This is a genomic window from Pandoraea commovens, assembly GCF_024704525.1.
GTDB lineage: Bacteria > Pseudomonadota > Gammaproteobacteria > Burkholderiales > Burkholderiaceae > Pandoraea > Pandoraea commovens.
Genome location: NZ_CP102780.1, coordinates 509,712 through 531,459, shown reverse-complemented (window position 1 = coordinate 531,459; position 21,748 = coordinate 509,712). Strand labels below are relative to the sequence as shown.

Below are 21,748 nucleotides of genomic sequence, written 5' to 3'. Positions count from 1 at the left end.
TCAGCACTCCATCTCGGCCCAAATGCGGGAGCGCATGGTCAATGGTAGGTTCAAGTCACAGCCGATCGCACCAGTCGCTACGAGATGCCAGACGGCAGGGATCATACGTGCACGATTTGACGAATCATGACAAAGCGCATATAGCAGGAGGTCTGGATCCGCTTCATCTAGATCCCATAACGTTTGCAGGATCATGGCAACTAGATCAGAGGAGGGCACCTGCTCCAGGTAGGCCCAAAGAAAACGGACATTTTCCAAATAAGGGGTACGAATCTCCCGCTCAGTGAATATCTGAAACCGCCAGCCATGCCGGAGGCAATATGCCTTGGCTGCGCGAAATTTTGGCATGAGGATCTTCCAGTCCTTTCGGAAATCCGCTCGATATTTGACTTCGAACAAGACGGGAGTGGCGACTAGACCAGCGTTTTCTTTGAAATAGATAAGACCGTCCGGTGTGTAACGTCGCAGACCGCCTAAGTCGTCGCGATATTCAATGGTAAGCGGCTGCGGGACGAAACGCTCAACATTGGGATCAAAGCGAAAAATCTCCATGAGATCGCGTTCCAATGAAGACTCGTACCTTCCGAATGACGGCACGGCGCCGGTCACGCCACGCGTACTGACGCCGATGCGTCGGGTCGGCACGTTATGCAAAAGATCACCCATTTACAAACTCCGCTGGAAACTTCAGCGATTTTTGCATTTATCGGTGGAAATTACACGCGGAAGCACGCCGCGTCCGGGAGAGATCAGTCTGGCGCATCGCGGCGTGTTGTTCCTCGACGAATTGCCGGAGTTTCAGCGTCGTGTCCTGGAAGTGCTGCGCGAACCGCTGGAACTGGGGCACGTCACGATTTCTCGCGCAGGGGGACACGCCACGTTTCCCGCAGCCTTTCAACTCGTGGCGGCGATGAACCCGTGTCCATGCGGGGATCTGGGGCACCCGTCGCGCAACTGCCGATGCACGAGCGACGCGGTGGCCCGTTACCGCAATCGCCTGTCGGGCCCACTGCTCGATCGCATCGACCTGCATGTGGAAGTACCCGCGCTTAGCGCGGAGACGTTCGCCGCCCCGGCCACCGGCGAGCACAGCGAAGTCGTGGCGATGCGCGTGAGGCAAGCGCAGACGCGCCAGCTGGCGCGTCAGGGTCAGTTGAACTGCGGTCTGTCGAATCGAGCGCTTGAAGCGCAATGTCCATTGCAACCGGAAGCGCAGGAGGTTCTGCACCGCGCGGTGACGCAACATCACTGGTCGGCACGCACTTACCACCGGGTGTTGCGCGTGGCGCGCACCATTGCGGACCTCGCCGGGTGCGACGCGATCGATGCGTTTCACATCGCCGAGGCGGTGCAATATCGAGAGGCACCGGGGTGAACGACGATACCCACTCGCAGCCAAGCGCAGACGGAGGAATAGCAGGAGGTGCCCAGCGCAAACACGAACGAATCAGGAAACGGGGCGATCTGTTCCTCGCTCGTAACTCGCGTCGCCGTGACGAGGACTTGTACGCCTCGACTCACTCCAGCGTGAAAGAGTCCAGAAACTGGTCGACTTGTTCCTTGCCGGGTGCCTTCGTTCCCATGACGACAACCTGATAGACGTGGTTGCCACGTCCGACGAAACGGGCAGAGACGTAGCGTTCCGCTTTGTCGCTCGCCATGCCCTGCGCAGAGACCGCCATGCCGGGAAGCGACGGCGCATCGCCCGCTTGACGCACCATCACTTGTGAGGGCGACACCTGCCGCTCGTTCACATTGGCAAGCAAGCCGTGTTGCAGTTCGTCGACGACGGTCTGGCGCAGCGTGGCGTCATCGCTGGGAAGCGTGACCACACCCACTGCGAAGAGCGCAGCGTCGACGCGCGCGGCCTGCATGCGCATCGGCAGCGGCCCGGAGGCGAACTTCACCTCGCGCTCGTCTTGCGTCGGCTTGGCGGGATAGGTCACGGCGTACGCGCCATCCTTGTCGTGGACCTCACGCCAATCGTAGCGAGGGGAGCACGCGGCCATCACGAGGGTCGCGACGGTCACGGCAAGCAGAGCGCAGACACGGACAACGCGGTTCATAGACGTCAGTGAGGTTGGAGAAAGGGGAGCCGCCATTATCCGCCATGCGGTGCAGCAGGGAAAAACGGCACGGCGCGGTTCCCGGTATCATCTGCGGCATGACACACGCCTGCGCTCCCGAGTCCCTTACCTCGTCCGCCCCAACGGCCCCGGCTGCTTTACCGCGGGCGATGGGACGCGCACGGGCGCTGAAGTCCCTGATCGCCAGCGCTGTGATCACACTGCCGATCATCGCGACGGTCACCGCTTTCGCGTCACCAGGCACGCCAAGCGCTAACGACGGCGTCAACCCGTCTGTAGGACACCCGACGTCCCCCGCCTCGACGTTGGTTCTCGCACAGGCAACCGGCGTCACCTATCCGCATGAGGGCGCGGCGGCAAAACCGCTCGACAACAAGACAGCGGCCAAACAGCAGGCGGCCGTGCCGCTGGCTACCGACTTCGCGGCGCACGCGCGTCGCGCGGCCTCGCTCGACGCGCCGCTGATCGTGCTCGTGTCGTTGCGGGACTGCGTCTATTGCGGCCCGATCCGTCAACGTGAGTTGGCCCCGCTCGTGCGCAGCGGCAAATATGAAGTGCGCGAAATCGGCATGGACAGCACGACACCCGTGCGCAATTTCGATGGCACGACGACCACCGGCGTTGCGTGGGCGCGTGCCCATGGCGTCAAGGTGTCGCCGACGGTTTTGTTCCTCGATACCAGCGGACGCCCCGTCGCAGACCCGTTGATCGGCGCAGGTCTGCCGGACTTCTACGGCGCGTATCTCGACGACGCCATCGAACGCGGACGCACCCGTCTGCACCCGGGCAGCGGCGCCACGACGCGCTGAGATTCAGAGTAGAATCGGTGGCAATTCGAGGGCGGATCGACGTCAAAACGGCGTATCTCTGCCCCCCACCGAACTCCACTACCCACACGGCTGTGTCATGAGCGCTACGACCTCCCGCAAGTCTCCCATCGGCAAGATCCTCGCCGTCGTGGTTATCGCCGCCGTGGCGATCGCCGCGTACTTCACGTTCGCCGGTCAGAAGCGTGCGCCCGAAGCGACGTTCACGCTGCTCTCGGGTCAGAAGCTCGGCACCGAGCAACTCAAGGGCAAGGTTTATCTGGTCAACTTCTGGGCGACGAGCTGCGTCACGTGCATGAAGGAAATGCCGACGATGGTGAAGACATACGAGAAGTACAAAGGCCAGGGGCTCGAGTTTGTCGCAGTGGCCATGAGCTATGACCCGCCGATGTACGTGATGAACTACGCGCAGTCGCGTCAGTTGCCGTTCAAGGTCGCAATGGACTCCGACGGCAGCGTCGCCAAACAATACGGCAACGTCCAGCTCACGCCGACGACGTTCGTCGTGGATCGCAACGGCAAGGTGCTCAAGCAATACGTCGGCGAGCCCGAGTATGCGGAACTCAACAAACTCATCGAGACCGCACTCGCAAAACAAGCCTAAATCATCGGCTTGATTGCGGGACACCACCCGCGCGATTCTCTGAAGACAAAAAAGCGCCCTATAGTCGTATAGGGCGCTTTTTGTTTTCCGGCAGCACATGCATTGTTCGCCCGTCATTGCACAAAAGCAGAAGACTGGGACGAAATACGCAAGCAACTTCCCAAATTTCTCAGCGCGTCGGGACGGACGCAAAGTCTCAAACACTTGCCGGTACATCTTGTCCCGGCGATGCACTCAAAACATCGCACAACCGGTGGCAATTCTCCGGACAAGTCGCATGCAAAAATGCATCTTCCCCCAATACCTGCTTTTAGGACGGTGCAAGATGTGCGAGACGAAATCCCCGGTGGCGCAACCTTCGACGCGACGTCATTTTCTTCGCGGCTCGAGCGCATTGGCCGCCACGATCGCCGGACTGACGAGCAGCATCTCGAGCTCTGCGTGGGCTGCCAAGACGCCCCCCAAACCGCATAACGTCGTCACGCCGGACGACGCCATCGCCCGACTGAAAGAGGGCAACGCGCGATATGTGGCCGGGCTCATGCGTCGTCATGATTTCGCGTCCGAGCGTAAAGCGCTCACGGAAGGACAAAACCCTTATGCAGCGCTGCTGAGTTGCGCAGACTCGCGCGTCGCGCCAGAGTACGCATTCGATAGCGTGCGCGGCGACCTGTTCACCACGCGCGTCGCGGGCAATATCGTCAGCACCGACGTGACCGGTAGTCTCGAATACGCCGTCGCGGTGCTCAAGGTGCCGCTCATCGTCGTGCTGGGGCATGACAAATGTGGCGCCGTCGATGCCGCACTCAGCGCGCACACCAAAGGGACGACCTATCCGGGCAGCATCCAGGCTATCGTTGAACAAATGCTGCCGACGGTGCGCAAAGTCGATAACGCACCCGACCGACTGGCGGCAGCCGTCTCGCAAAACGTGTCGGATAACGTGAGCGCGCTGCGTGCCGCGTCGACCATCTTGCGAGATGCGGAGGCGAAAGGCGCGCTGAAGATCATAGGCGGCGTGTACCGCCTCGGTAGCGGAAAGGTCGACCTGATTTGACCTCACTGCGACGTCGATAGGGGGGATACCTGGAATACGGGAACTGAAACGCGCCAACAACGACTCAGCGCCCGTCTCCCCCCTCGCCGTGCCCGCGCGTATGCAAGCCGTAGCGCTTGAGTTTTTCGTACAGCGTTGCCTTCGGCACATGTAACGCCTCGGCCGTCGCTGCCACGTTGCCCTTGCTGTGTTCCAGCGCCTCCTGAAGCACGGCCCGCTCGAACCGTTCCACCTGCTCCTTGAGCGGCAGCGGTGCGAGCGACTCCCCTTCGGGCGCGCTCGCCACACCCAGCACCAGACGGTCGGCCGCGTTGCGCAACTCGCGCACGTTGCCCGGCCAGTCCGACTGCAGCAACTCCTGACGCATCCGGTCCGACACCACCGGCGCGGGGCGTCCGTAACGCACGGCCGCATCGAGCATGAAATGTTCGAACAGCGGCAGGATGTCTTCACGACGCTCGCGCAGCGGTGGCAGCGCAAGCGTCACCACGTTCAAACGGTAGTAAAGGTCGCGACGGAACGTCCCCTCGCGCACGAGCGCTTCCATGTCGCCCTTGGCGGCCGCCACCACGCGGCAGTCCACACGAATCGACTGGTTCGATCCGAGGCGCTCCAGCACGCCATCCTGCAACACGCGCAGCAACTTCACCTGCAACGCGGCGGGCATGCTCTCGATCTCGTCGAGAAACAACGTGCCGCCCGACGCATGTTCCAGCTTGCCGATACGACGTTTCGCCGCGCCGGTAAACGCGCCGACCTCGTGACCGAACATCTCGCTCTCGAAGATCGCCTCGGGCAATGCGCCGCAGTTCAGCGCGACGAACGGTGCATCGCGGCGACGCGACAACTCGTGCAGACTACGCGCGACCAGCTCCTTGCCGGTGCCGGTGTCGCCGTTGATGAGCACCGGGGCATCCGTCATGGCGACGTTGGCGATCAACGTGCGCAACGTCTCCATCGACGGGCTACGTCCGATGATGCGCGAGGCGCGTCCGCCCTGCTCCGCCAGTTCACGACGCAGCGCCTGATTCTCCAGCATGAGCTTGCGCGTTTCCAGCGCACGCTTGGCCGACTCGATCAGACGGTCCGGCGCGAAGGGTTTCTCGATGAAGTCGTAAGCGCCGTCGCGAATGGCTTGCACCGCCATCGAAATATCGCCATGACCTGTGACGAGAATGACCGGCACTTCCGGCGCGTGCTGACGCAGATGCGCGAGCAATTCGAGCCCGCTCATGCCGATCAGACGAATGTCCGACACGACAATACCGGCGAAGTCCGGCGTGATGCGCTCTCGCGCCGCCTCTGCAGAGGCAAGTCCGAAGGCATCGAGCCCGGCGAGTTGCAGGCTTTGCAGCGTGGCACGCCGCACGAGTTCGTCGTCTTCGACAAATAGGATCTGGAGGTTCTTGTACATCATGCGATTGTCGCGCCGGTGCGTTGCACGCGGCGCAGCGTCACGAGAAATTCAGCCCCACCGCCCGGAACGTTGCGGGCGACCAACTGGCCGCCGTTCTCTTGTGCGATGGATGACGAAATTGCGAGTCCGAGCCCCATGCCCTGACCGCCCTCCTTGGTACTGAAAAACGGCTCGAACAGACGCGGCATATGTGCCTCCGAAATGCCCGGCCCGTTGTCGCGCACATAAATGCGCGCCCACAGGTCGTCCGCGTCCACATCGATCCATATCGACGGCGAGGCTTGCGGGTGAGCTGCCCCCACCACGGCGTCGATGGCGTTACCGACCAGATTGATCAACACCTGCTCAAGGCGCAAGCCCTCGCACGCCACCTGCACATCGTCCAGGCCGCGCGCGAAGGTGGTCGTCACCTGAATACCGGCCAGACGTACGCGCAGCAGCATCAGCGTATTGTCCAGCGCTCGTTGCACCGAAGCTTCCATGTCACCACGCCGCGCGCGCCCCGCAAAGAGACGCAACTGCCCGGTGATCTTGCCCATGCGGTCGGTGAGCGACGCGATGGCTTCGAGGTTCTCCTGCGCGGCGTCGTACTCACGGCGCTCGATCAGCACGCGCGTATTGTCCGAGAAACTGCGCAGCGCCGAGAGCGGCTGGTTGAGTTCATGCGTGATACCGGCGGCCATCTGCCCCAGCGCCACGAGTTTCGATGCCTGCACGAGTTCGCTCTGTGCCTCGCGCAATTCGTGTTCGGTGCGCGAGCGCTCCTGCACTTCCGTTTGCAAACGCTCATTGGCGGATTGCAGATCGGCCGTGCGCTCGGCGACACGCTCGCCCAGTTCGGCATAGGCGGACTGCAACAGCTCGCGGCTTTTGAGCATGTCGCGCACACGCTGACGTCGCTGATTCCACGCCACGCCCAGCAAACAAGTAAACGCCGCCAGACACGCCGCGGCTACCGCCGCGATCCGTGCATTGGCGATCACCTGATCGAGCGGCGCGAAGTACATGAGCGTCCAGTCAGGTTCACCCAGCTTGCGCTGCACGGCGAGAAAGCGCCGGTTCTTGCCCACGCCTCTGCCGTCGTGCACCGTCACGACCTCGCCATCGGCATCGAGCCGTTCGTCCTCGCTCCATGCGAGCGGCGTGACGTTCTGGTTGTAATACTGGCGCGTGCTGTCGAGCGCGGCCTTCACGGCCGGGGCGAGCGGCGTGAGCGAACGATATTGCCAGCGCGGCTCGGACGACAGGAAAATCACGCCGTGGTCGTCGGCCACGACAACGGGCTCGGAGGCATCTGCCCCCGCGCGCTGGAACCACTCCAGGTTCAGCTTTACCACGACCACGCCGTGGATCTGACCATCGACGAGAATCGGCTGTGAGACGAAATACCCTGGCTCACCGGAGGTCGTCCCCACACCGTAAAAGCGGCCGAAAGCACCTTTGATAGCGTCGATGAAATATGGACGAAAGCGGTACTCCTGTCCGACGAACGTGGCCTTCTCTCGCCAGTTGCTCGCGGCGAGTGCCAGACCGTTCGCGTCGATCACGTACGCGGCCGACGCCTTGGCGCGTTGATTGACGTCGAACAGATAATCGTTGGCCCGCTGCACGACGGCCTTGTCTTTCGGATTGAGCAGCAGGTCGTGCACGTACGGGTGCAGTGAGAGCAGATACGGAAGAAATTCGTAGCGGTCGACGGTACTACGCAGACTGCCTGCGTAACGCTCGACGCGCGCGCCGGCGTTCACGCGCAGGTCGGCCACACCCCGCTGCCAGCTCAGGGCGTACGTCAACCAGCAAAACAGGACACTCGCCAGCAACATGACGACGATCCATGACCAACGGCGCATCGGGACGGTCCTCTCGAGATCGATGGGGACTTCGTCGCGCCGATTGCCCACTGCGTCCTTCCCGTCCTTATGGCTCACGGGCGCAGCGGCACCTTGGGGTGCGTGACTGCCGTGGGCGTGGCGGGCGCGGATCGTGTTGTCGTGCGGGGTGGCCATTGGGGCACAAGGTGTTGCGTGAGATGCTCAAAGGACCACCGGGCGGCGAAGCTCAGGCGCTATTGTGCCTGTGCCGCGCCGCCCGGTGGCGAACGTACGGTCGATACAGGTTGGCAGGGAGCCGGCGAACCGGTCGGCAGTGTCGCGCGAAACACATCACGCGCAGCACCGCCCGCCCCTGCCGCCGGCCGTCAGGCCAGTTCCGGACCTTGCTTGCCCGACATGGCTTCGGCCAGCTTCTTGCGGTCCAGTTCCTTTTCCCAGGCCGACACGACGATCGTCGCGACACCGTTGCCGCAAATGTTCGTCAGCGCACGGCATTCGCTCATGAAGCGGTCGATACCGAGAATCAGCACCATCCCGGCGACCGGAATCGTCGGGATCACAGCCAGCGTTGCGGCCAGCGTGATGAAGCCTGCGCCGGTCACGCCCGAAGCACCCTTCGACGTCAGCATCGCCACGGCGAGCAGCGTGAGCTGTTGGCCCCAGGTCAGGTCGATGTTCGTCGCTTGTGCGATGAACAGCACGGCCATCGTCATGTAGATGTTCGTGCCGTCAAGGTTGAACGAGTAACCGGTCGGGATCACGAGACCCACCACCGACTTCGAGCAACCGGCCTTTTCCATCTTTTCCATCAGGTGCGGCAGCGCAGCTTCCGACGAGCTCGTACCCAGCACGATCAGCAGTTCTTCCTTGATGTACGCGAGGAAGCGGAAGATCGAGAAGCCGGTGAACTTGGCGATCAGACCCAGCACGACGATCACGAACAGGAACGACGTCAGGTAGAACGTACCCATCAGCTTGGCGAGCGGCACCAGCGAGGCGATACCGTACTTGCCGATGGTGAAGGCCATCGCACCGAAAGCGCCCAGCGGAGCGACCTTGGTGATGATGTGCACAACACGGAAGAGCACGCCCGACACGCTGTCGATCCAGCCCGTCACCACGCGACCACGCTCACCGATCATGCCCAGCGCTGCGCCGAACAGGATTGCGATCACGAGGATCTGAAGGATTTCACCCTTGGCGAACGCGTCGGTGATCGTGTTCGGAATCAGGTGCAGCAGGAAGTCGGTGAACGTGTCGCCGTGTGCAGCCTTCGCGGCGTAGCCCGCGATTGCCTTCGGATCGAGCGTGCTGATGTCGACATTGAAGCCAGCGCCCGGCTTGAGCACGTGCGTGGCGACCAGGCCGATCACGAGTGCGAGCGTCGAGACGACTTCGAAGTAGATCAGCGCCTTGCCGCCAACGCGGCCGACCTTCTTCATGTCTTCCATACCGGCGATACCGGTCACAACCGTACAGAAGATCACCGGACCGATGATCATCTTGATGAGCTTGATGAACGCGTCACCGAGCGGCTTCATCTCGACGGCCAGATCGGGCCGGAAGTGCCCGAGCAGAATGCCGACGACAATGGCAAACAGCACCTGCACGTACAGGATGCGGTAAAAGGGTTTTTTGGTCTGGGTTTGCATGTTGTTTCCTCTTCAGGCGGCGGGGCAAGCCACCGCCCTTCTTATTAATCCGCGGTGACGCCGCGAATCTCGCTTTGCGCAAAGCGCATTTGCTCCTCCATCACCATCTGGGCCAGCTCCTTCTTCAATTCATTGAATTCGCTGCCTGCCGTGTCGCGCGGACGGGGTAGTTCGATGACCACGTCCCGCTTGACCGTGCCCGGCCGGTACGTCATGACGACGACCCGGTCGGCCAGATAGATCGACTCCTCGATACTGTGTGTGACGAAAATGATCGTCTTCCTGAATTCCTCCCAAATGCGCAGCAACTCGTCCTGCAACGTGCGACGCGTGAGGGCGTCGAGCGCGCCGAACGGCTCGTCCATAAGCATGATCGGGCTGTCGAGCGCGAGTACGCGGGCAATCGCCACGCGCTGACGCATGCCGCCCGAGAGATCGCGCGGATAGCGGTCGCGAAACTCGCGCAGGTTGAGCTTGCCGAGCAGCAGGTTCACGCGCTCGTTGATCTCGGCGCGCTTCATGCCCTTGATTTCGAGACCGAACGCCACGTTCTGCGCCACGGTCATCCACGGGAACAGTGCGTACTCCTGGAACACCATGCCGCGATCCGGGCCCGGCTCGGCGGCGGCGTCGGCACGCCCGTTGATGCGAATCGCACCCGACGTCGGTTGCACGAAGCCGGCGAGTGCGTTGAGCAACGTCGACTTGCCGCAACCCGACGGGCCGAGCAGGCAGACGAACTCGCCTGCGTTGATGTTCAGGTCGATGTCCTTGAGCGCGTCGACGACGCCGCCGGGAATCGGGAACTGTTTGTTGACGTGATCGATTTGAATCAGCATGTCAGTCGCCTCACTTGGTTTCCAGACCACGGTGCCACTTGAGCAGGTGGTTGTTGAGACGATCCATGCCGAGGTCGATCACCAGACCGAGCAGACCGATGGTCAGCATCCCGGCGATGATCTTGTCCGACCACATGTACTCGCGCGCTTCCAGAATGCGATAGCCCAGACCGTTGTTCACGGCGATCATCTCGGCCACGATCACAACGATGAACGCCGTGCCGATACCGATACGCACGCCCGACAGGATGTAGGGCGTGGCCGCAGGCAGAATCACGCGACGGAAGATCGTGAGCTGACCCGCGCCTAGATTGCGCGCGGCACGCAGATAGATGCCGTCGACGTGACGCACACCGGCAATCGTGTTCATCAGCACCGGGAAGAACGCGCCCAGTGCGATCAGGAAGAACGCGGGGGGATTGCCCAGACCGAACCAGAGAATGGCCAGCGGAATGTACGCGATCGGGGGAATCGGACGCACCACTTGCACCAGCGGGTTGAACAGGCCGTAGACGCGCGTGCTCGTGCCCATGAGCAGACCGAGCGGCAGCGCAATGCCTGCGCCCACGATGAAGCCCATGATCACGCGGTAAAGGCTATGCGTGGCGTCCATGAGCAGTTCGCTCGATTCGAGCCACGCGCCGAAGCCTTCGGCCATCGCCACGGTAGGTTTGAGGTATTGCCACCACTTGGTCACAACAGCGAGCGGCGACGGGAGAATGATCGGGTTGATCCAGCCGAGGCCGGTGACGATCTGCCAGATCACCACGACCGCGACAGGGATCAGCACGCCGCGCAGCATACGCGCGGCGCGTGAAGCACCCGAATGGGGGAGCACTGCGGACATCCTTTCGCCTCGCCTTACTTAATGTTCAGCTTGGCTTTCGCCTTGGCGAGGAGGTCGAGCTTGACCCAGTCTCCCGCCTGCGGCACCGGATCCTGCAACTTGCCCACGCCGTACTTCTTCATCAGGTCGGTCGTGAGTTGCACGTGCGAGAGGCTCAGGTCGTAGCTATACGGCGAGTTGCCGATGGCGTCCGTGAAGTCCTGCTCCGTGATCTGGTTCTTGAACATGTCCTCGCGAACGTACTTCTCGGCCGCCTTCGGGTTTTTGATGAAGTAATCGGTCGCTTCGACGAACGCGTACATCAGACGTTGGGCAACGTCCGGCTTTTCCTTATAGAGCTTCTCGGTGATCACGAGCGCACGCACCGGCTCGCCGATGGGCGTGTCGTACGGCTTGAGCATTTCCACGCCGAAGCCCTTGTTGATGGCTTGCGAGGCTTGCGGCTCCGACTGGCACATCGCGTCGATGCTGCCAGCGGCCAGTGCCTGATTCAGATCGGCGAAGGCCATGAACATGATCTGCACGTCCTTGCCCGGCTGATCCGACCACGTCAGACCGGCCTTCGCCAGTTCTGCGTACAGAATCATTTCCTGAGCACCGCCACGGGCCACGCCCACCTTCTTGCCCTTGAGATCGGCCACCTTGGTGACCGGCAGTCCCTTCTTCGCCACGAGACGCACGCCGCCCTTGGCGAAACCGGCCACCGCGTAGATCGGTGCGCCCTGAGCGCGACCTGCGATAGCGGCATCAAGCGCGCTTGCCGACACGTCGATCTGACCGGCCACGATGGCCGGCATGATGTCCACGCCCTTGGCGAACATCCGTTCCTCGATCTTCAGGCCGTACTTCGGTCCAATCACTTTCATGTACGACACGGCGCCGTAGTGGGCGAACTTCAGGTTCCCCAGACGCACCAGATCGTCGGCAAAAGCGTGTAGCGAAGCTGCACACAGCGCAGCGGCGGCAAGGCATTGCTTGAACATAAGGTCTCCTCTCTTTATTAGAACGGCTTGCTCTGGGTTTCCGGAATTCCCATGGGAATTCGGAAACGACGGCAGCACGCGCGATAGAAAGCAATACTTATGCCAGCGATGCAAGTGCTTGATTTTATTGTGGGAAGCTGTGGAAAACCCGATGATCGCTTATACGGAAAATCGGAAAGCAAGCACAGATTGTTTCTGGTTTTCCGGAAAATCTCGGGGAATTGGGAGATTTCACGCGTTATCACGCGTTAAGGCCGGGTGAGTCCGAGGCTCGATGCGTCACAACGGACCGTTGAAATAAACAAACCTCCCTTGAAAGCGCCTGCCTGTGGCGGCAGGGCCTTCGATGGGAGGTTCTGATTCCGGCGGGGTTGCGCAACCGTCATCGGTTGCTCGCCCCGCAGGTTGCGCTCAGCGCACTTAGGCGGAAAGCGCTTCCGGGACCGGCGTGTGATAGCCCAGTGCGGCCGAGATCTCTGCGGCACAGGCCGACAGACGCGACGAGATATCGGGTAGCAACGCACGCGTCATGCGCGACGACGGGCCCGAGGCCGACAGCGAGGCAATCACCTCACCCGACGCGTCGCGCACCGGCACCGCGACCGAGACGGCTTCCGGCGCGAGTTCACCAAAGCTCACCGCGCAATCCTGACGACGCACGTTCAGCAGTTCGGCCGCCAGTTCGTCGCGCTCGATCAGCGTACCCGCCGTGAAACGCTTGCGGGGACGACCCAGCACTTGCGCACGGACGTCGTCCGACGCAAAAGCCAGCAGCACGCGGCCCGACGCGCCGACGTACAACGGGCGACGGTTGCCGACCACGCCATGCACGCGCAACTCGTGCGTCGATTCCACGCGGGCAACGCACAGCGATTCGAGACCGTCGCGCACGCGCAACTGGATGTTCTCGTTGAGCGCTCGGTTGAGCGCCTGAAGGTGACGATGGGCGACCTTCACGAGGTTGACCTGTTCATGGCCTGCCACGCCGAGCACCAATGCCTGCGCACCCAGCACGTAGGTCACCGGACTGCCCTCGCGAACCACCCAGCGGTGCTGTTCGAGCGTCGCCAGCAGACGAAACGCCCGCGACTTGTTCAGGCCGGCGCGCTGCGCCAGTTCCGTCACACCCAGGCCGGGGCACTCCCCGACCAGCGACAGCAGCGAAAGCGCTGTGTCGACCGAAGCGACTGTGTAGTCCATCTCAAACTTCCTCGCTATGTTGTTCGGCATAGGCGGCAAGCGCCGCCGCAAATTGGCCAAGTTGCGATTGCAGCGTCGAAAAGCCGTCATGCTTCTCGCCGCTAGATTCGTTCAGATAAAGCGCCTGATTCAGTTCGATCTGCACGCTGTGACGTCGCTCGGCGGGGCGTCCGAAATGACGCACCAGATCGCCACCTCGGTACGGCACGTTGTATGCGGTGCGCAATCCCAGACGCGTGAATTCGGCCATCACCCAGCGCGAAAACGCGGGGTCTGCGGTGGTGCCGTCGCCGTCGCTCACCAGTACGTCGGGGCGCGCCATCCCGGCATCGGGATCGAGTGCGCCGCCGCGCGAGCGCATCGAATGGCAGTCCAGATGCCAGACCACGCCGTGACGCTGCCACGCCGAATCGAGTGCATCGCGCAGCGCGTGGCGATACGGCACGTAGTAGTCGTGAATCCGTCGCTCGACTTCGGCCACCGTCAGGCGGCGGTCGTAGAGCGGTACGTTGGGAGCAGCAAACCGGTGCAGCAGACCGACGCCACGCTCGCTATAGCCTTGCGGACGCGCATCGTGCGGCCACAGGCTCGCCAGCAATTCGGGGTCGATGTCGTGCTCGGCGCGATTCGGATCGATATAGGCGCGCGGGAAAAGCGCTGCGACGAGCGTGGCGCCATGATGCGTCGCGACGGACCAGAGTTCGTCGACATAGGCGTCGCCGCAAGCGAGGATCGCGGCGGTCGGGGCGATGGTGTCGAAGTCCGGCGGGAGCACATGGCCGCTGTGAGGCGCGTCGATCACCAGAGGCAAGTGCCCCCCGTGGCGCACTGCGCCACCTTGCGGTGCTTCAACGAAAAATCGGCCCTCAGTGACCTGACGGGACATGCTGCCTCCTGGCGTGCATCCGGAACATCCGCTCGCCCAATAACCATGACGTGCGCAGTGTTTTGCCAAGCAAAACAAAGTTTCAATATTCTGGAACAACGCACCCGGCGCCACAAGGTGACGGTTGTTACAACATATTTCGAGGGAGATGAAGCTGGCGGGAGGGGGTAACGCTGGCCGTTCGGCGACGATCGTTGCAAATGGCGGTGCGTATCGTAGGCATTCGAACGCGTTAGTCGGCATCCGGGGATGCCCGTGGTGCGTATCGGCTATTAAACCGGGCGCGACTTGTGACGTCCCGTAATCGAGTATGGGGGTCGGGCTAACAACGGACGAAAAAAACGGACCGTCTTTCGACGATCCGCTTTCGTGATGCTTTCGTCCGGACGGGTGCCGGAAGGACTCCGCTCAGATGGCGTCGGCCACACCTGCTTCGTGCGCCTGCACGTCGGCGTGATAGCTCGAACGCACCATCGCGCCCACGGCCGCGTGGGTAAAGCCCATCTTGTACGCTTCTTCCTCGAACATCTTGAACGTATCGGGCGTCACGTAACGGCGCACCGGCAGGTGGTGCTCCGACGGTTGCAGGTACTGACCGATCGTAAGCATGTCGACGTTGTGTGCGCGCATGTCGCGCATCACCTGAAGAATTTCTTCGTCCGTCTCGCCCAGACCGACCATCAGGCCCGACTTCGTCGAGACGTCCGGATGCTGCGCCTTGAACTCCTTGAGGAGCGTGAGCGAGTGCTGGTAGTCCGAGCCGGGGCGCGCTTCCTTATACAGACGCGGCACCGTTTCGAGGTTGTGGTTCATCACATCGGGCGGTGCGGCATTGAGAATGCCCAGAGCGCGGTCCAGACGCGCACGGAAGTCCGGCGTCAGGATTTCGATGCGGGTCGACGGCGACAGCTCACGCACGTAGCGGATGCAATCGACGAAGTGCTGGGCACCGCCGTCGCGCAGGTCGTCACGGTCCACGCTGGTGATCACGACGTACTTCAGACGCATCGCGGCGATGGTCTTCGCGAGGTTCAGCGGCTCGTCGACGTCCAGCGGGTCCGGGCGACCGTGGCCGACGTCGCAGAACGGGCAACGGCGCGTGCACTTGTCGCCCATGATCATGAACGTAGCCGTGCCTTTACCGAAGCACTCGCCGATGTTCGGGCAGCTCGCCTCTTCACAGACCGTGTGCAGATTGTGCTCGCGCAGGATCTGCTTGATCTCGTAGAAACGGGAGGTATGAGTGGCCGCCTTCACGCGAATCCAGTCCGGCTTCTTCAGGCGCTCGATCGGCACGATCTTGATCGGAATGCGCGCCGTCTTGGCTTGCGACTTCTGCTTCGCGGTGGCGTCGTAATCGCCGTCGATCGTGCGAACTTCTTTGTTCGTGCTGTCGTTCTGAGTCACGGTGGTCATGATGGGGGCTTTCCAGGCGTCCAATCAGGCGGCGGCGTCTGCGCTGGCGGCCGAATTCGTATCGGCCTGCGGCGCGGCAACTGTCGTCGCGGGGTGCTGTTCGAGGTGATGACCGAGTTGCTGCGCCAGTCGCGCGGCCACTTCATCCCAGCGGGGAGCCACGCCAAGCGTGGCCATGTCTACGGTTTGCAAACCGGCGTAACCGCACGGATTGATCCAGTCGAACGGACGCAGATCCATCGCGACGTTCAGCGAAACGCCGTGATAACTACAGCCATTGCGGATTTTCAACCCGAGCGCAGCGATTTTCGCGCCGGCATGCGCCACAGTGCCGTCGCCCGGACTCACATAGATCCCCGGCGCGCCGGCATGGCGCTCAACGTCGAGATTATACGCCCCAAGGGTGTCGATCACCGCCTGCTCGATCAGACGCACCATTTCGCGTACGCCGAGCTTGCGGCGTCGCAGGTCCACGAGCAGATAAATCACCACCTGACCGGGGCCGTGATACGTGATCTGGCCGCCGCGATCGACTTTGACGAGCGGGATACCAGTGTTGGCAACGAGCAGGTGAGCGGGATCGCCAGCGAGTCCGAGCGTGTAGACGGGCGGATGCTGGACGATCCAGAGCTGGTCGGGGCCGTGCGAGCCACGCGCATCGGTGTACGCGCGCATGGCGTCGAACGAGGTGGCGTAGTCTTCTGTGCCGCGCCAGCAAACTTCGATCGGGGAGGTCATGGACGCAATTTTAGCGAAACCACGCCAGTCTTGCTCGAAGCCATGTCCGGCAAGACGCGGCGCCCGGTGTTGCCCGGCCGCAACGGGCACCGGCGTCAGCGCCGCAGCCTCAGGCCGCCTTTCGGGCAGGTGCCGCGCCCAGACCTCGGGCATACCACCCGGCCGCGAGCAGAATCATCACGCCGCCCAGCCACTGCGTCGGGTGCAGCACGATGCCGAACGCCAGAAAGTCCACCGCCACGGCGACCACGGGGTAGACGAAGCCGAATACAGCCAGGCTCGACGTCGACGCCTTCTGAAACGCCCCGTAGAGCAACAAATACATGAACGTCGTGTGGAAAAGGCCCAGCGTGACGATGGCGCCGACCTCACGCGGTGCAGACGGCAAATGCTGGAAGTCCGCCATCCAGACGAAAACGACCGCCCCGATGACCATGTGCAGCGCAGCGATGATCTCGGGACGAATCGTCCCGGCCAGCTTCTTGGTGAAAAGCGTGGTCGCGGCGTAAAGCGACGCAGCCGCCAGCGCACTCGCCACGCCAATCAGATAACCCGCGCCATGCACGCCCCCCGGCTCGGCCAGGATCACCAGCCCGGCGAACGCCACACCCAGACAGCCCAGCGTGGCCAGCGACGGCCGCTCGCGCGTGACGATCACACTGGCGAGCACCAGCAGGAACGGCTGGACGTTGTAGACGACGGTCGTAATGCCGACCGAGGTCAGCCGGTAAGCCGTGAACAGGAAATACCAGTTCGAGACGAGCGTAATCGCCCCAAGGGTCACGTTCACCACTTGCCAGCGTGTCATGCGCAAGCCGCGCCAGTAACCGCGAAGCGCACACCAGCCGCACAGGCTGAGCGCGCCGATCAGGCAGCGAAAGAACACCACATTGAGCGCGGGCTGGCCCGACATCAGCACGAAGTAACCGATCGTGCCGGAGATCACCATCGCGGCGATCATCAGCAAACGCCCGAGGCGTTCGTCGGCTTGCGGGTTCGGTGTGGCGGAGGACGGCATCGGTGCAGGGGGCGAAGCTTGGCTCATCGGGGGACGACTTCTCTTGTTTCGACGCGTTATCGCTGTGCTTTTGATTCGATTATTGCGCGTCTTGTTGTGAATTCGATTAACAGCACCGAGGGTCGGACTTCGATGGCCCAAACGAAACACGCGCTCGTCCGGCGACTATCGCCTTGGAGCGCGTGGGTTTCACGGGCCGAAGCCCGGCACATCGATCGGATTGCCAGTGATATCAGGCGGCGCAGGTGCAGGAATTCGCTTCACGCGCCGCACGACGGCCCGCCAGCCACTTGCGAAGCAGGCGCATCACCGGAAAGCGACGCGAGACTTCGCGCTCCAGTTGAGCCTCGGCGGGCGTATCCGCAGACACCCAGTAGCGGCGTCCCGGCTCAACGGCCAGGCGCTGCCCCGGCGCGAGCCAGTAATCGCGCGGATCGCCGGCACGCGTCACCCAGACCGACGAGCCACGTGCGACGAGCGTATGCTCATGGTGCAGATCGAGCGTGATCACTTCGCCCGGGCGAAGACCGTAGAAGTACTGAACCTTTGTCAAATTGTTTTGCATTTTACGACCCCCACTCAGTGCGAGACAATGACTGAATCATAGGGACTGGCAGGCGCCGTATCAAACGACATATTTTCACGGCCTTGCGAATAGAACTCACATGGACCTTCGGAGACTTCCCAACCTTAGCGCCTTGCGCGCCTTCGAGGCGGCTGCCCGCCTGGAGAGCTTTTCCCGTGCGGCGGAAGAGTTGTTCGTCACACACGGCGCAATCAGCCATCAGATTCGCGCGTTGGAGCAGGAGCTGGGCACCATCCTGTTCGCCCGCAACGGCAAGCGCATCAGCATCACGCCTGCGGGGCGTCAGTACGCTGCGTCGATCCGGGCCGCCCTCACCGACATTGCGCAGGCCACGCGCAAGCTGCAAGCGGGCACGCGCAGCGAGCGGCGCCTGGTGCTCACCACCATGCCGTCGTTCGCCAGTCGCTGGCTGACCCCGCGCATCGGCCGCTTCATCGACCGGCATCCGGAACTGGAAGTGGAGTTGCGATGCAGCGCGCAGTTGACCGATTTCGAGCGCGACGACGTCGACATCGCCCTTCGTATGGGCAAGGGTAACTGGCCGGGGCTGCACATCGAGAAGGTGCTCGACGACGTCTTCTTCCCCGCGTGCAGTCCATCCTATAACGACGGCAAGCTGCCGCAGACCGCCGACGAATTTCGCCAAAGCACGCTGCTGCGCTCGCAAGATGAGCCGTGGGCCCCGTGGTTCGCGTCCGCAGGTTTCGATATCCCCGAGCCGATGCAAGGGATGATGTACGAGGATTCCGGCATGCTCTCGCAGGCCGCCATCGTCGGTCAGGGGGTGGCGCTGGTGCGTCGCTCGCTCGCGGTCGGCGACATCATGGCGGGACGCCTCGTGCGGCTGTCCGACGTCGATACGCCGTGCGAATGGGATTACTTCTTCGTGTGTCCGCTGGCCGTGCTGGAGACGAAACGCGTGCAGGCGTTCAGGACGTGGTTTCTGGAGGAAGTGGCGGCGTTCGAGCTGGTGAAGGACACGCGGCAGCGTCCGACGAAGCCGAGCCGTGCTGCGCTGGCGGCCGGGATGGCCGCGACGGCCGGGGAGATGGCGACCGATGCGCAACTGGGTCTCGACCCTGCGAAGCTGCCCGACGACGGGGCACCGACGCACGCCTGATCGATCCGGGGATCGGAAGTCGGAAGACGCGCGCCTGAGGCAAGCTCGGGCACGCGTCGGTACTACGTCGCTTACAGCACCACCTTCACCATCGGATGGGACGTCAGCTTGCGGTAGATGTCGTCGAGGTGCGCCTGCGAATGCGCGCGCACCGTGACGGTCAGACCGAGATACTTGCCCGTGCTGGACGGACGCATTTCCATCGTAGCCGCGTCGAACTGCGCATCGAACTCGCGCAGCAGCTCCGCGATGGCCTGCGCGAAGCCGTCCTGCGCATGTCCCATCACCTTGATGGGAAAGTCGCACGGAAACTCGATCAGGCTCTTCTTCTCTTCCGTCATAGTGCCTCCTTGGCGCGTTGATACGCCGCATAAAGCGCGCGGAAGACGGGGCCCGGCTTGCCGTCGCCCACCGGCTTGCCGTCGAGCGTGACGACAGCCAGCACTTCCTTCGTGGCAGACGTGATCAGCAGTTCGTCGGCGTCGCGCACTTCCGCTTCGCTCACCGCACGCTCCTCGAACGCGATCCCGCATTCCTGCGCGAACGATTCGAGCGCGCCGTAGCGAATGCCTTCGAGAATCCGATTATCGCGCTGCGGCGCGGCCATTGCACCGTGCTTGATCACCCACACGTTGCTCGACGACGCTTCCGTCAGCAACCCGTCGCGGAACTGGATCGTTTCCTGCACATCGTGATCGGCCGCGTATTGCGCCATCAGCACGTTGCCCAGCAGCGACGTCGACTTGATGTGGCAGTTCAGCCAGCGACGGTCTTCATGCGTGACCGCGCCGACGCCCTGCTCCACCTTCTCGCGGCCCGGCAGCGTAAGCGGCGTGGCGATGCCGAACACGGTCGGCGTGATGTCCTTCGGGAACGTGTGCTGACGCGGCGCGACACCGCGCGTGACCTGCACGTAGACGCTGTGCGGATCGGCCGCACACGTGGCCGACAGACGCGCGAACAGCGCTTCCCATTCGGCACGCGTGTACGGGTTCGCGATGCGGATTTCCGCGAGACTGCGCTCCAGGCGGTCGAGATGCTGCGCAAGACGGAACGGCTTGCCGTGATAGACCGGCACGACTTCGTAGATTCCGTCCCCGAAGAGGAAACCTCGGTCGAGGACGGAAATCTTCGCGTCGGCAAGCGCAATCAGTTCGCCGTTGAGCCAGACGGTGGGGTTGTTCATGATGCGAATGGCTTCCCGGTTACTTCTTCACGAACATCAGACGCAGGGCGTCCCATGCACGGCCGATGAAGCTGGCCTGCGCCACGTCGGCCAGCGCCACGACCGGGAATTCGGCCAGTTGCTTGCCATCGGCCATGACCTTGACGGTGCCGACCTGCGCGCCGTTGGCGATCGGTGCGATCAGCGGCTCACGCAGTTCGAGTTGCGGCTTGATCTTGTCGGCCATGCCCTTGGGCACGGTAATGAAGGTGTCCTTCTTCACGCCGATCTTCAGTTCGCTGTCCTTGCCCTTCCAGACCTTGGGGGTGGCCACGACCTGATTCGCGCCGTACACGCGCAGTGTGTCGAAGTTCTGATAACCGTAGTTCAGCGCCGAGAGGCTGTCCTGCACGCGCGCGCGCTCGGTCGGCTCACCCACGACCACCGACAACACGCGACGGTTCACGCCCGCTGCGCCCGGCAACGGACGCGATGCCGTCGACACGAGGCAGTAGCCCGCTTCCTTGGTGTGGCCGGTCTTCAGGCCATCGACCGTCGGGTCGAGCGACAGCAGACGGTTACGGTTCGGCTGGCGAATGTTGTTGTACGTGAAGCTCTTCTCCGAGTAAATCTTGTAGTACTCGGGGAAGTCCTGAATCATGTGCGTCGACAGCGTGGCGATGTCAGCGACCGTCGTGTAGTGCTGCGGGTCGGTCAGACCGTCGACGTTCGTGTAATGGGTGTTCTTCAGGCCCATGCGCTGCGCGGCGCGGTTCATCAGCTCGACGAAGCCCGGCTGCGAGCCGCCGACGAGTTCGGCCAGCGCGATGGAGGCGTCGTTGCCCGACTGGATGATCATGCCCGAGACCAGATCGCGCACAGAGACCGGCTTGCCGGCTTCGATGAACATGCGCGATTCGTCGCGACCCACCTTGCGAACCGAGTCGCCCGGAATGACGGTCTGATCCATCGAGATGCGCTTGTCGCGAAGGGCTTCGAAGACCAGATACGTCGTCATGATCTTCGTGAGCGAAGCCGGCTCCACGCGGGCATCCGGGTCACCGGCGGCGAGCACCTGACCGCTGGTGACGTCGACAATGGTCCACGCCTTGGCCGACATCGGCGGCGGCGGGATCTGTTGAGCGCGGGCGGGAAGCGTAGCGAGCGAGCCACAAGCGACAATCGCCGCGGCGGCGGCGGCACGGGACAGCGAAGCGTTGAATTTCATTGGCGATGAGAAAAACGAAGTGAGCGAAGCAAAACTCAGAGGCATCTGCGCTTGAAAGCGCCGTGCAACCCACGCTTTGGCGAGCGCGGCACGGCGAAGAAGACGGCGGCACCGGAGCGCCGGAGCCATGCCGTTCGGGAAATAGACCCGTCACGGCACGACAAGGTTCAGAGGCGAATTATACCCGTCGCCATCCGACGTCCCCAGCGAAGCGGGTCGCTGTCAGACGAAACGGCCCGAAATTCG

22 protein-coding genes are annotated in these 21,748 nt (G+C 62.7%); 5 read left to right on the top strand and 17 right to left on the bottom strand.

Annotation, left to right across the window (positions count from 1 at the left end):
* On the bottom strand, positions 1-666 hold the full coding sequence (locus tag NTU39_RS02810; RefSeq protein WP_257959152.1) for a TnsA endonuclease N-terminal domain-containing protein: 666 nt from the start codon (positions 664-666) through the stop codon (positions 1-3).
* A 43-nt stretch (positions 667-709) separates the two neighbouring features.
* Between NTU39_RS02810 and NTU39_RS02805 the strand changes: the two genes are divergently transcribed.
* Positions 710-1,375, top strand: a complete 666-nt coding sequence (locus NTU39_RS02805; protein ID WP_308340642.1) for an ATP-binding protein — start codon at positions 710-712, stop codon at positions 1,373-1,375.
* A 142-nt stretch (positions 1,376-1,517) separates the two neighbouring features.
* On the opposite strand, the gene NTU39_RS02800 is transcribed toward NTU39_RS02805, so the two are convergent.
* Positions 1,518-2,066, bottom strand: a complete 549-nt coding sequence (locus NTU39_RS02800) for a hypothetical protein (protein ID WP_150664113.1) — start codon at positions 2,064-2,066, stop codon at positions 1,518-1,520.
* Positions 2,067-2,236: 170 nt separating this feature from the next.
* On the opposite strand from NTU39_RS02800, the gene NTU39_RS02795 reads away from it, so the two are divergent.
* From NTU39_RS02795 to NTU39_RS02785, 3 genes are all read left to right on the top strand, one after another.
* The gene (locus NTU39_RS02795) at positions 2,237-2,896 is read left to right on the top strand and encodes a thioredoxin domain-containing protein (RefSeq protein WP_246184531.1); all 660 of its coding nucleotides are present in this window, start codon (positions 2,237-2,239) and stop codon (positions 2,894-2,896) included.
* 97 nt (positions 2,897-2,993) lie between these two features.
* The gene (locus NTU39_RS02790) at positions 2,994-3,518 is read left to right on the top strand and encodes a TlpA disulfide reductase family protein (RefSeq protein WP_150664112.1); all 525 of its coding nucleotides are present in this window, start codon (positions 2,994-2,996) and stop codon (positions 3,516-3,518) included.
* A gap of 346 nt (positions 3,519-3,864) precedes the next feature.
* Positions 3,865-4,575, top strand: coding sequence for a carbonic anhydrase (locus tag NTU39_RS02785; protein WP_257959151.1), 711 nt, complete (start codon positions 3,865-3,867; stop codon positions 4,573-4,575).
* A gap of 64 nt (positions 4,576-4,639) precedes the next feature.
* Here NTU39_RS02785 and NTU39_RS02780 read toward each other — a convergent pair whose 3' ends face one another.
* The 12 genes from NTU39_RS02780 to NTU39_RS02725 all read right to left on the bottom strand — a co-directional run bounded on the left by NTU39_RS02780 (position 4,640) and on the right by NTU39_RS02725 (position 17,968).
* Entirely contained in the window at positions 4,640-5,989 is a 1,350-nt protein-coding gene (locus NTU39_RS02780; RefSeq protein WP_150664224.1) for a sigma-54-dependent transcriptional regulator, read from the bottom strand.
* On the bottom strand, positions 5,989-7,998 hold the full coding sequence (locus tag NTU39_RS02775; protein WP_150664110.1) for a sensor histidine kinase: 2,010 nt from the start codon (positions 7,996-7,998) through the stop codon (positions 5,989-5,991). Before NTU39_RS02775 ends, NTU39_RS02780 begins: the two co-directional genes overlap by 1 nt.
* 191 nt (positions 7,999-8,189) lie before the next feature.
* Positions 8,190-9,476, bottom strand: a complete 1,287-nt coding sequence (locus NTU39_RS02770; RefSeq protein WP_150664109.1) for a dicarboxylate/amino acid:cation symporter — start codon at positions 9,474-9,476, stop codon at positions 8,190-8,192.
* 44 nt (positions 9,477-9,520) lie between these two features.
* A complete protein-coding gene (locus tag NTU39_RS02765; RefSeq protein ID WP_150664108.1) occupies positions 9,521-10,315 on the bottom strand; it encodes an ABC transporter ATP-binding protein in 795 nt (264 codons plus the stop codon).
* A 10-nt stretch (positions 10,316-10,325) separates the two neighbouring features.
* Positions 10,326-11,162, bottom strand: a complete 837-nt coding sequence (locus NTU39_RS02760) for an ABC transporter permease (RefSeq protein ID WP_052252453.1) — start codon at positions 11,160-11,162, stop codon at positions 10,326-10,328.
* Positions 11,163-11,176: 14 nt separating this feature from the next.
* On the bottom strand, positions 11,177-12,145 hold the full coding sequence (locus NTU39_RS02755; protein ID WP_150664107.1) for an ABC transporter substrate-binding protein: 969 nt from the start codon (positions 12,143-12,145) through the stop codon (positions 11,177-11,179).
* Positions 12,146-12,565: 420 nt separating this feature from the next.
* Positions 12,566-13,345 carry an IclR family transcriptional regulator gene (locus tag NTU39_RS02750; protein WP_046290609.1) on the bottom strand — a complete coding sequence of 260 codons (780 nt, stop codon included), beginning with the start codon at positions 13,343-13,345 and terminating at the stop codon, positions 12,566-12,568.
* 1 nt (position 13,346) lies between these two features.
* Positions 13,347-14,231 carry an N-formylglutamate amidohydrolase gene (locus tag NTU39_RS02745; RefSeq protein ID WP_150664106.1) on the bottom strand — a complete coding sequence of 295 codons (885 nt, stop codon included), beginning with the start codon at positions 14,229-14,231 and terminating at the stop codon, positions 13,347-13,349.
* 408 nt (positions 14,232-14,639) lie between these two features.
* A complete protein-coding gene (lipA, locus tag NTU39_RS02740) occupies positions 14,640-15,647 on the bottom strand; it encodes a lipoyl synthase (protein ID WP_257959150.1) in 1,008 nt (335 codons plus the stop codon).
* Positions 15,648-15,671: 24 nt separating this feature from the next.
* Positions 15,672-16,385, bottom strand: a complete 714-nt coding sequence (gene lipB, locus NTU39_RS02735; protein ID WP_150664105.1) for a lipoyl(octanoyl) transferase LipB — start codon at positions 16,383-16,385, stop codon at positions 15,672-15,674.
* Between the two features lie 109 nt (positions 16,386-16,494).
* Positions 16,495-17,430 carry a DMT family transporter gene (locus NTU39_RS02730; protein WP_150664104.1) on the bottom strand — a complete coding sequence of 312 codons (936 nt, stop codon included), beginning with the start codon at positions 17,428-17,430 and terminating at the stop codon, positions 16,495-16,497.
* Between the two features lie 205 nt (positions 17,431-17,635).
* The gene (locus tag NTU39_RS02725; protein ID WP_150664103.1) at positions 17,636-17,968 is read right to left on the bottom strand and encodes a DUF2917 domain-containing protein; all 333 of its coding nucleotides are present in this window, start codon (positions 17,966-17,968) and stop codon (positions 17,636-17,638) included.
* Positions 17,969-18,068: 100 nt separating this feature from the next.
* Here NTU39_RS02725 and NTU39_RS02720 point away from each other — a divergent pair, with 100 nt between their 5' ends.
* Complete coding sequence (locus NTU39_RS02720) at positions 18,069-19,109, top strand: transcriptional regulator GcvA (RefSeq protein ID WP_150664102.1); 1,041 nt, start codon at positions 18,069-18,071, stop codon at positions 19,107-19,109.
* A 71-nt stretch (positions 19,110-19,180) separates the two neighbouring features.
* On the opposite strand, the gene NTU39_RS02715 is transcribed toward NTU39_RS02720, so the two are convergent.
* Genes NTU39_RS02715 through NTU39_RS02705 form a run of 3 tightly spaced genes read right to left on the bottom strand, consistent with a single transcriptional unit; the run spans position 19,181 to position 21,547 of the window.
* Positions 19,181-19,450 (bottom strand): HP0495 family protein, encoded by a 270-nt coding sequence (locus tag NTU39_RS02715; RefSeq protein WP_150575326.1) that lies wholly within the window; start codon positions 19,448-19,450, stop codon positions 19,181-19,183.
* Complete coding sequence (locus NTU39_RS02710; protein WP_257959149.1) at positions 19,447-20,295, bottom strand: D-amino acid aminotransferase; 849 nt, start codon at positions 20,293-20,295, stop codon at positions 19,447-19,449. Before NTU39_RS02710 ends, NTU39_RS02715 begins: the two co-directional genes overlap by 4 nt.
* Positions 20,296-20,314: 19 nt before the next feature.
* On the bottom strand, positions 20,315-21,547 hold the full coding sequence (locus NTU39_RS02705) for a D-alanyl-D-alanine carboxypeptidase family protein (protein ID WP_373275356.1): 1,233 nt from the start codon (positions 21,545-21,547) through the stop codon (positions 20,315-20,317).
* Positions 21,548-21,748 lie beyond the last annotated feature (201 nt).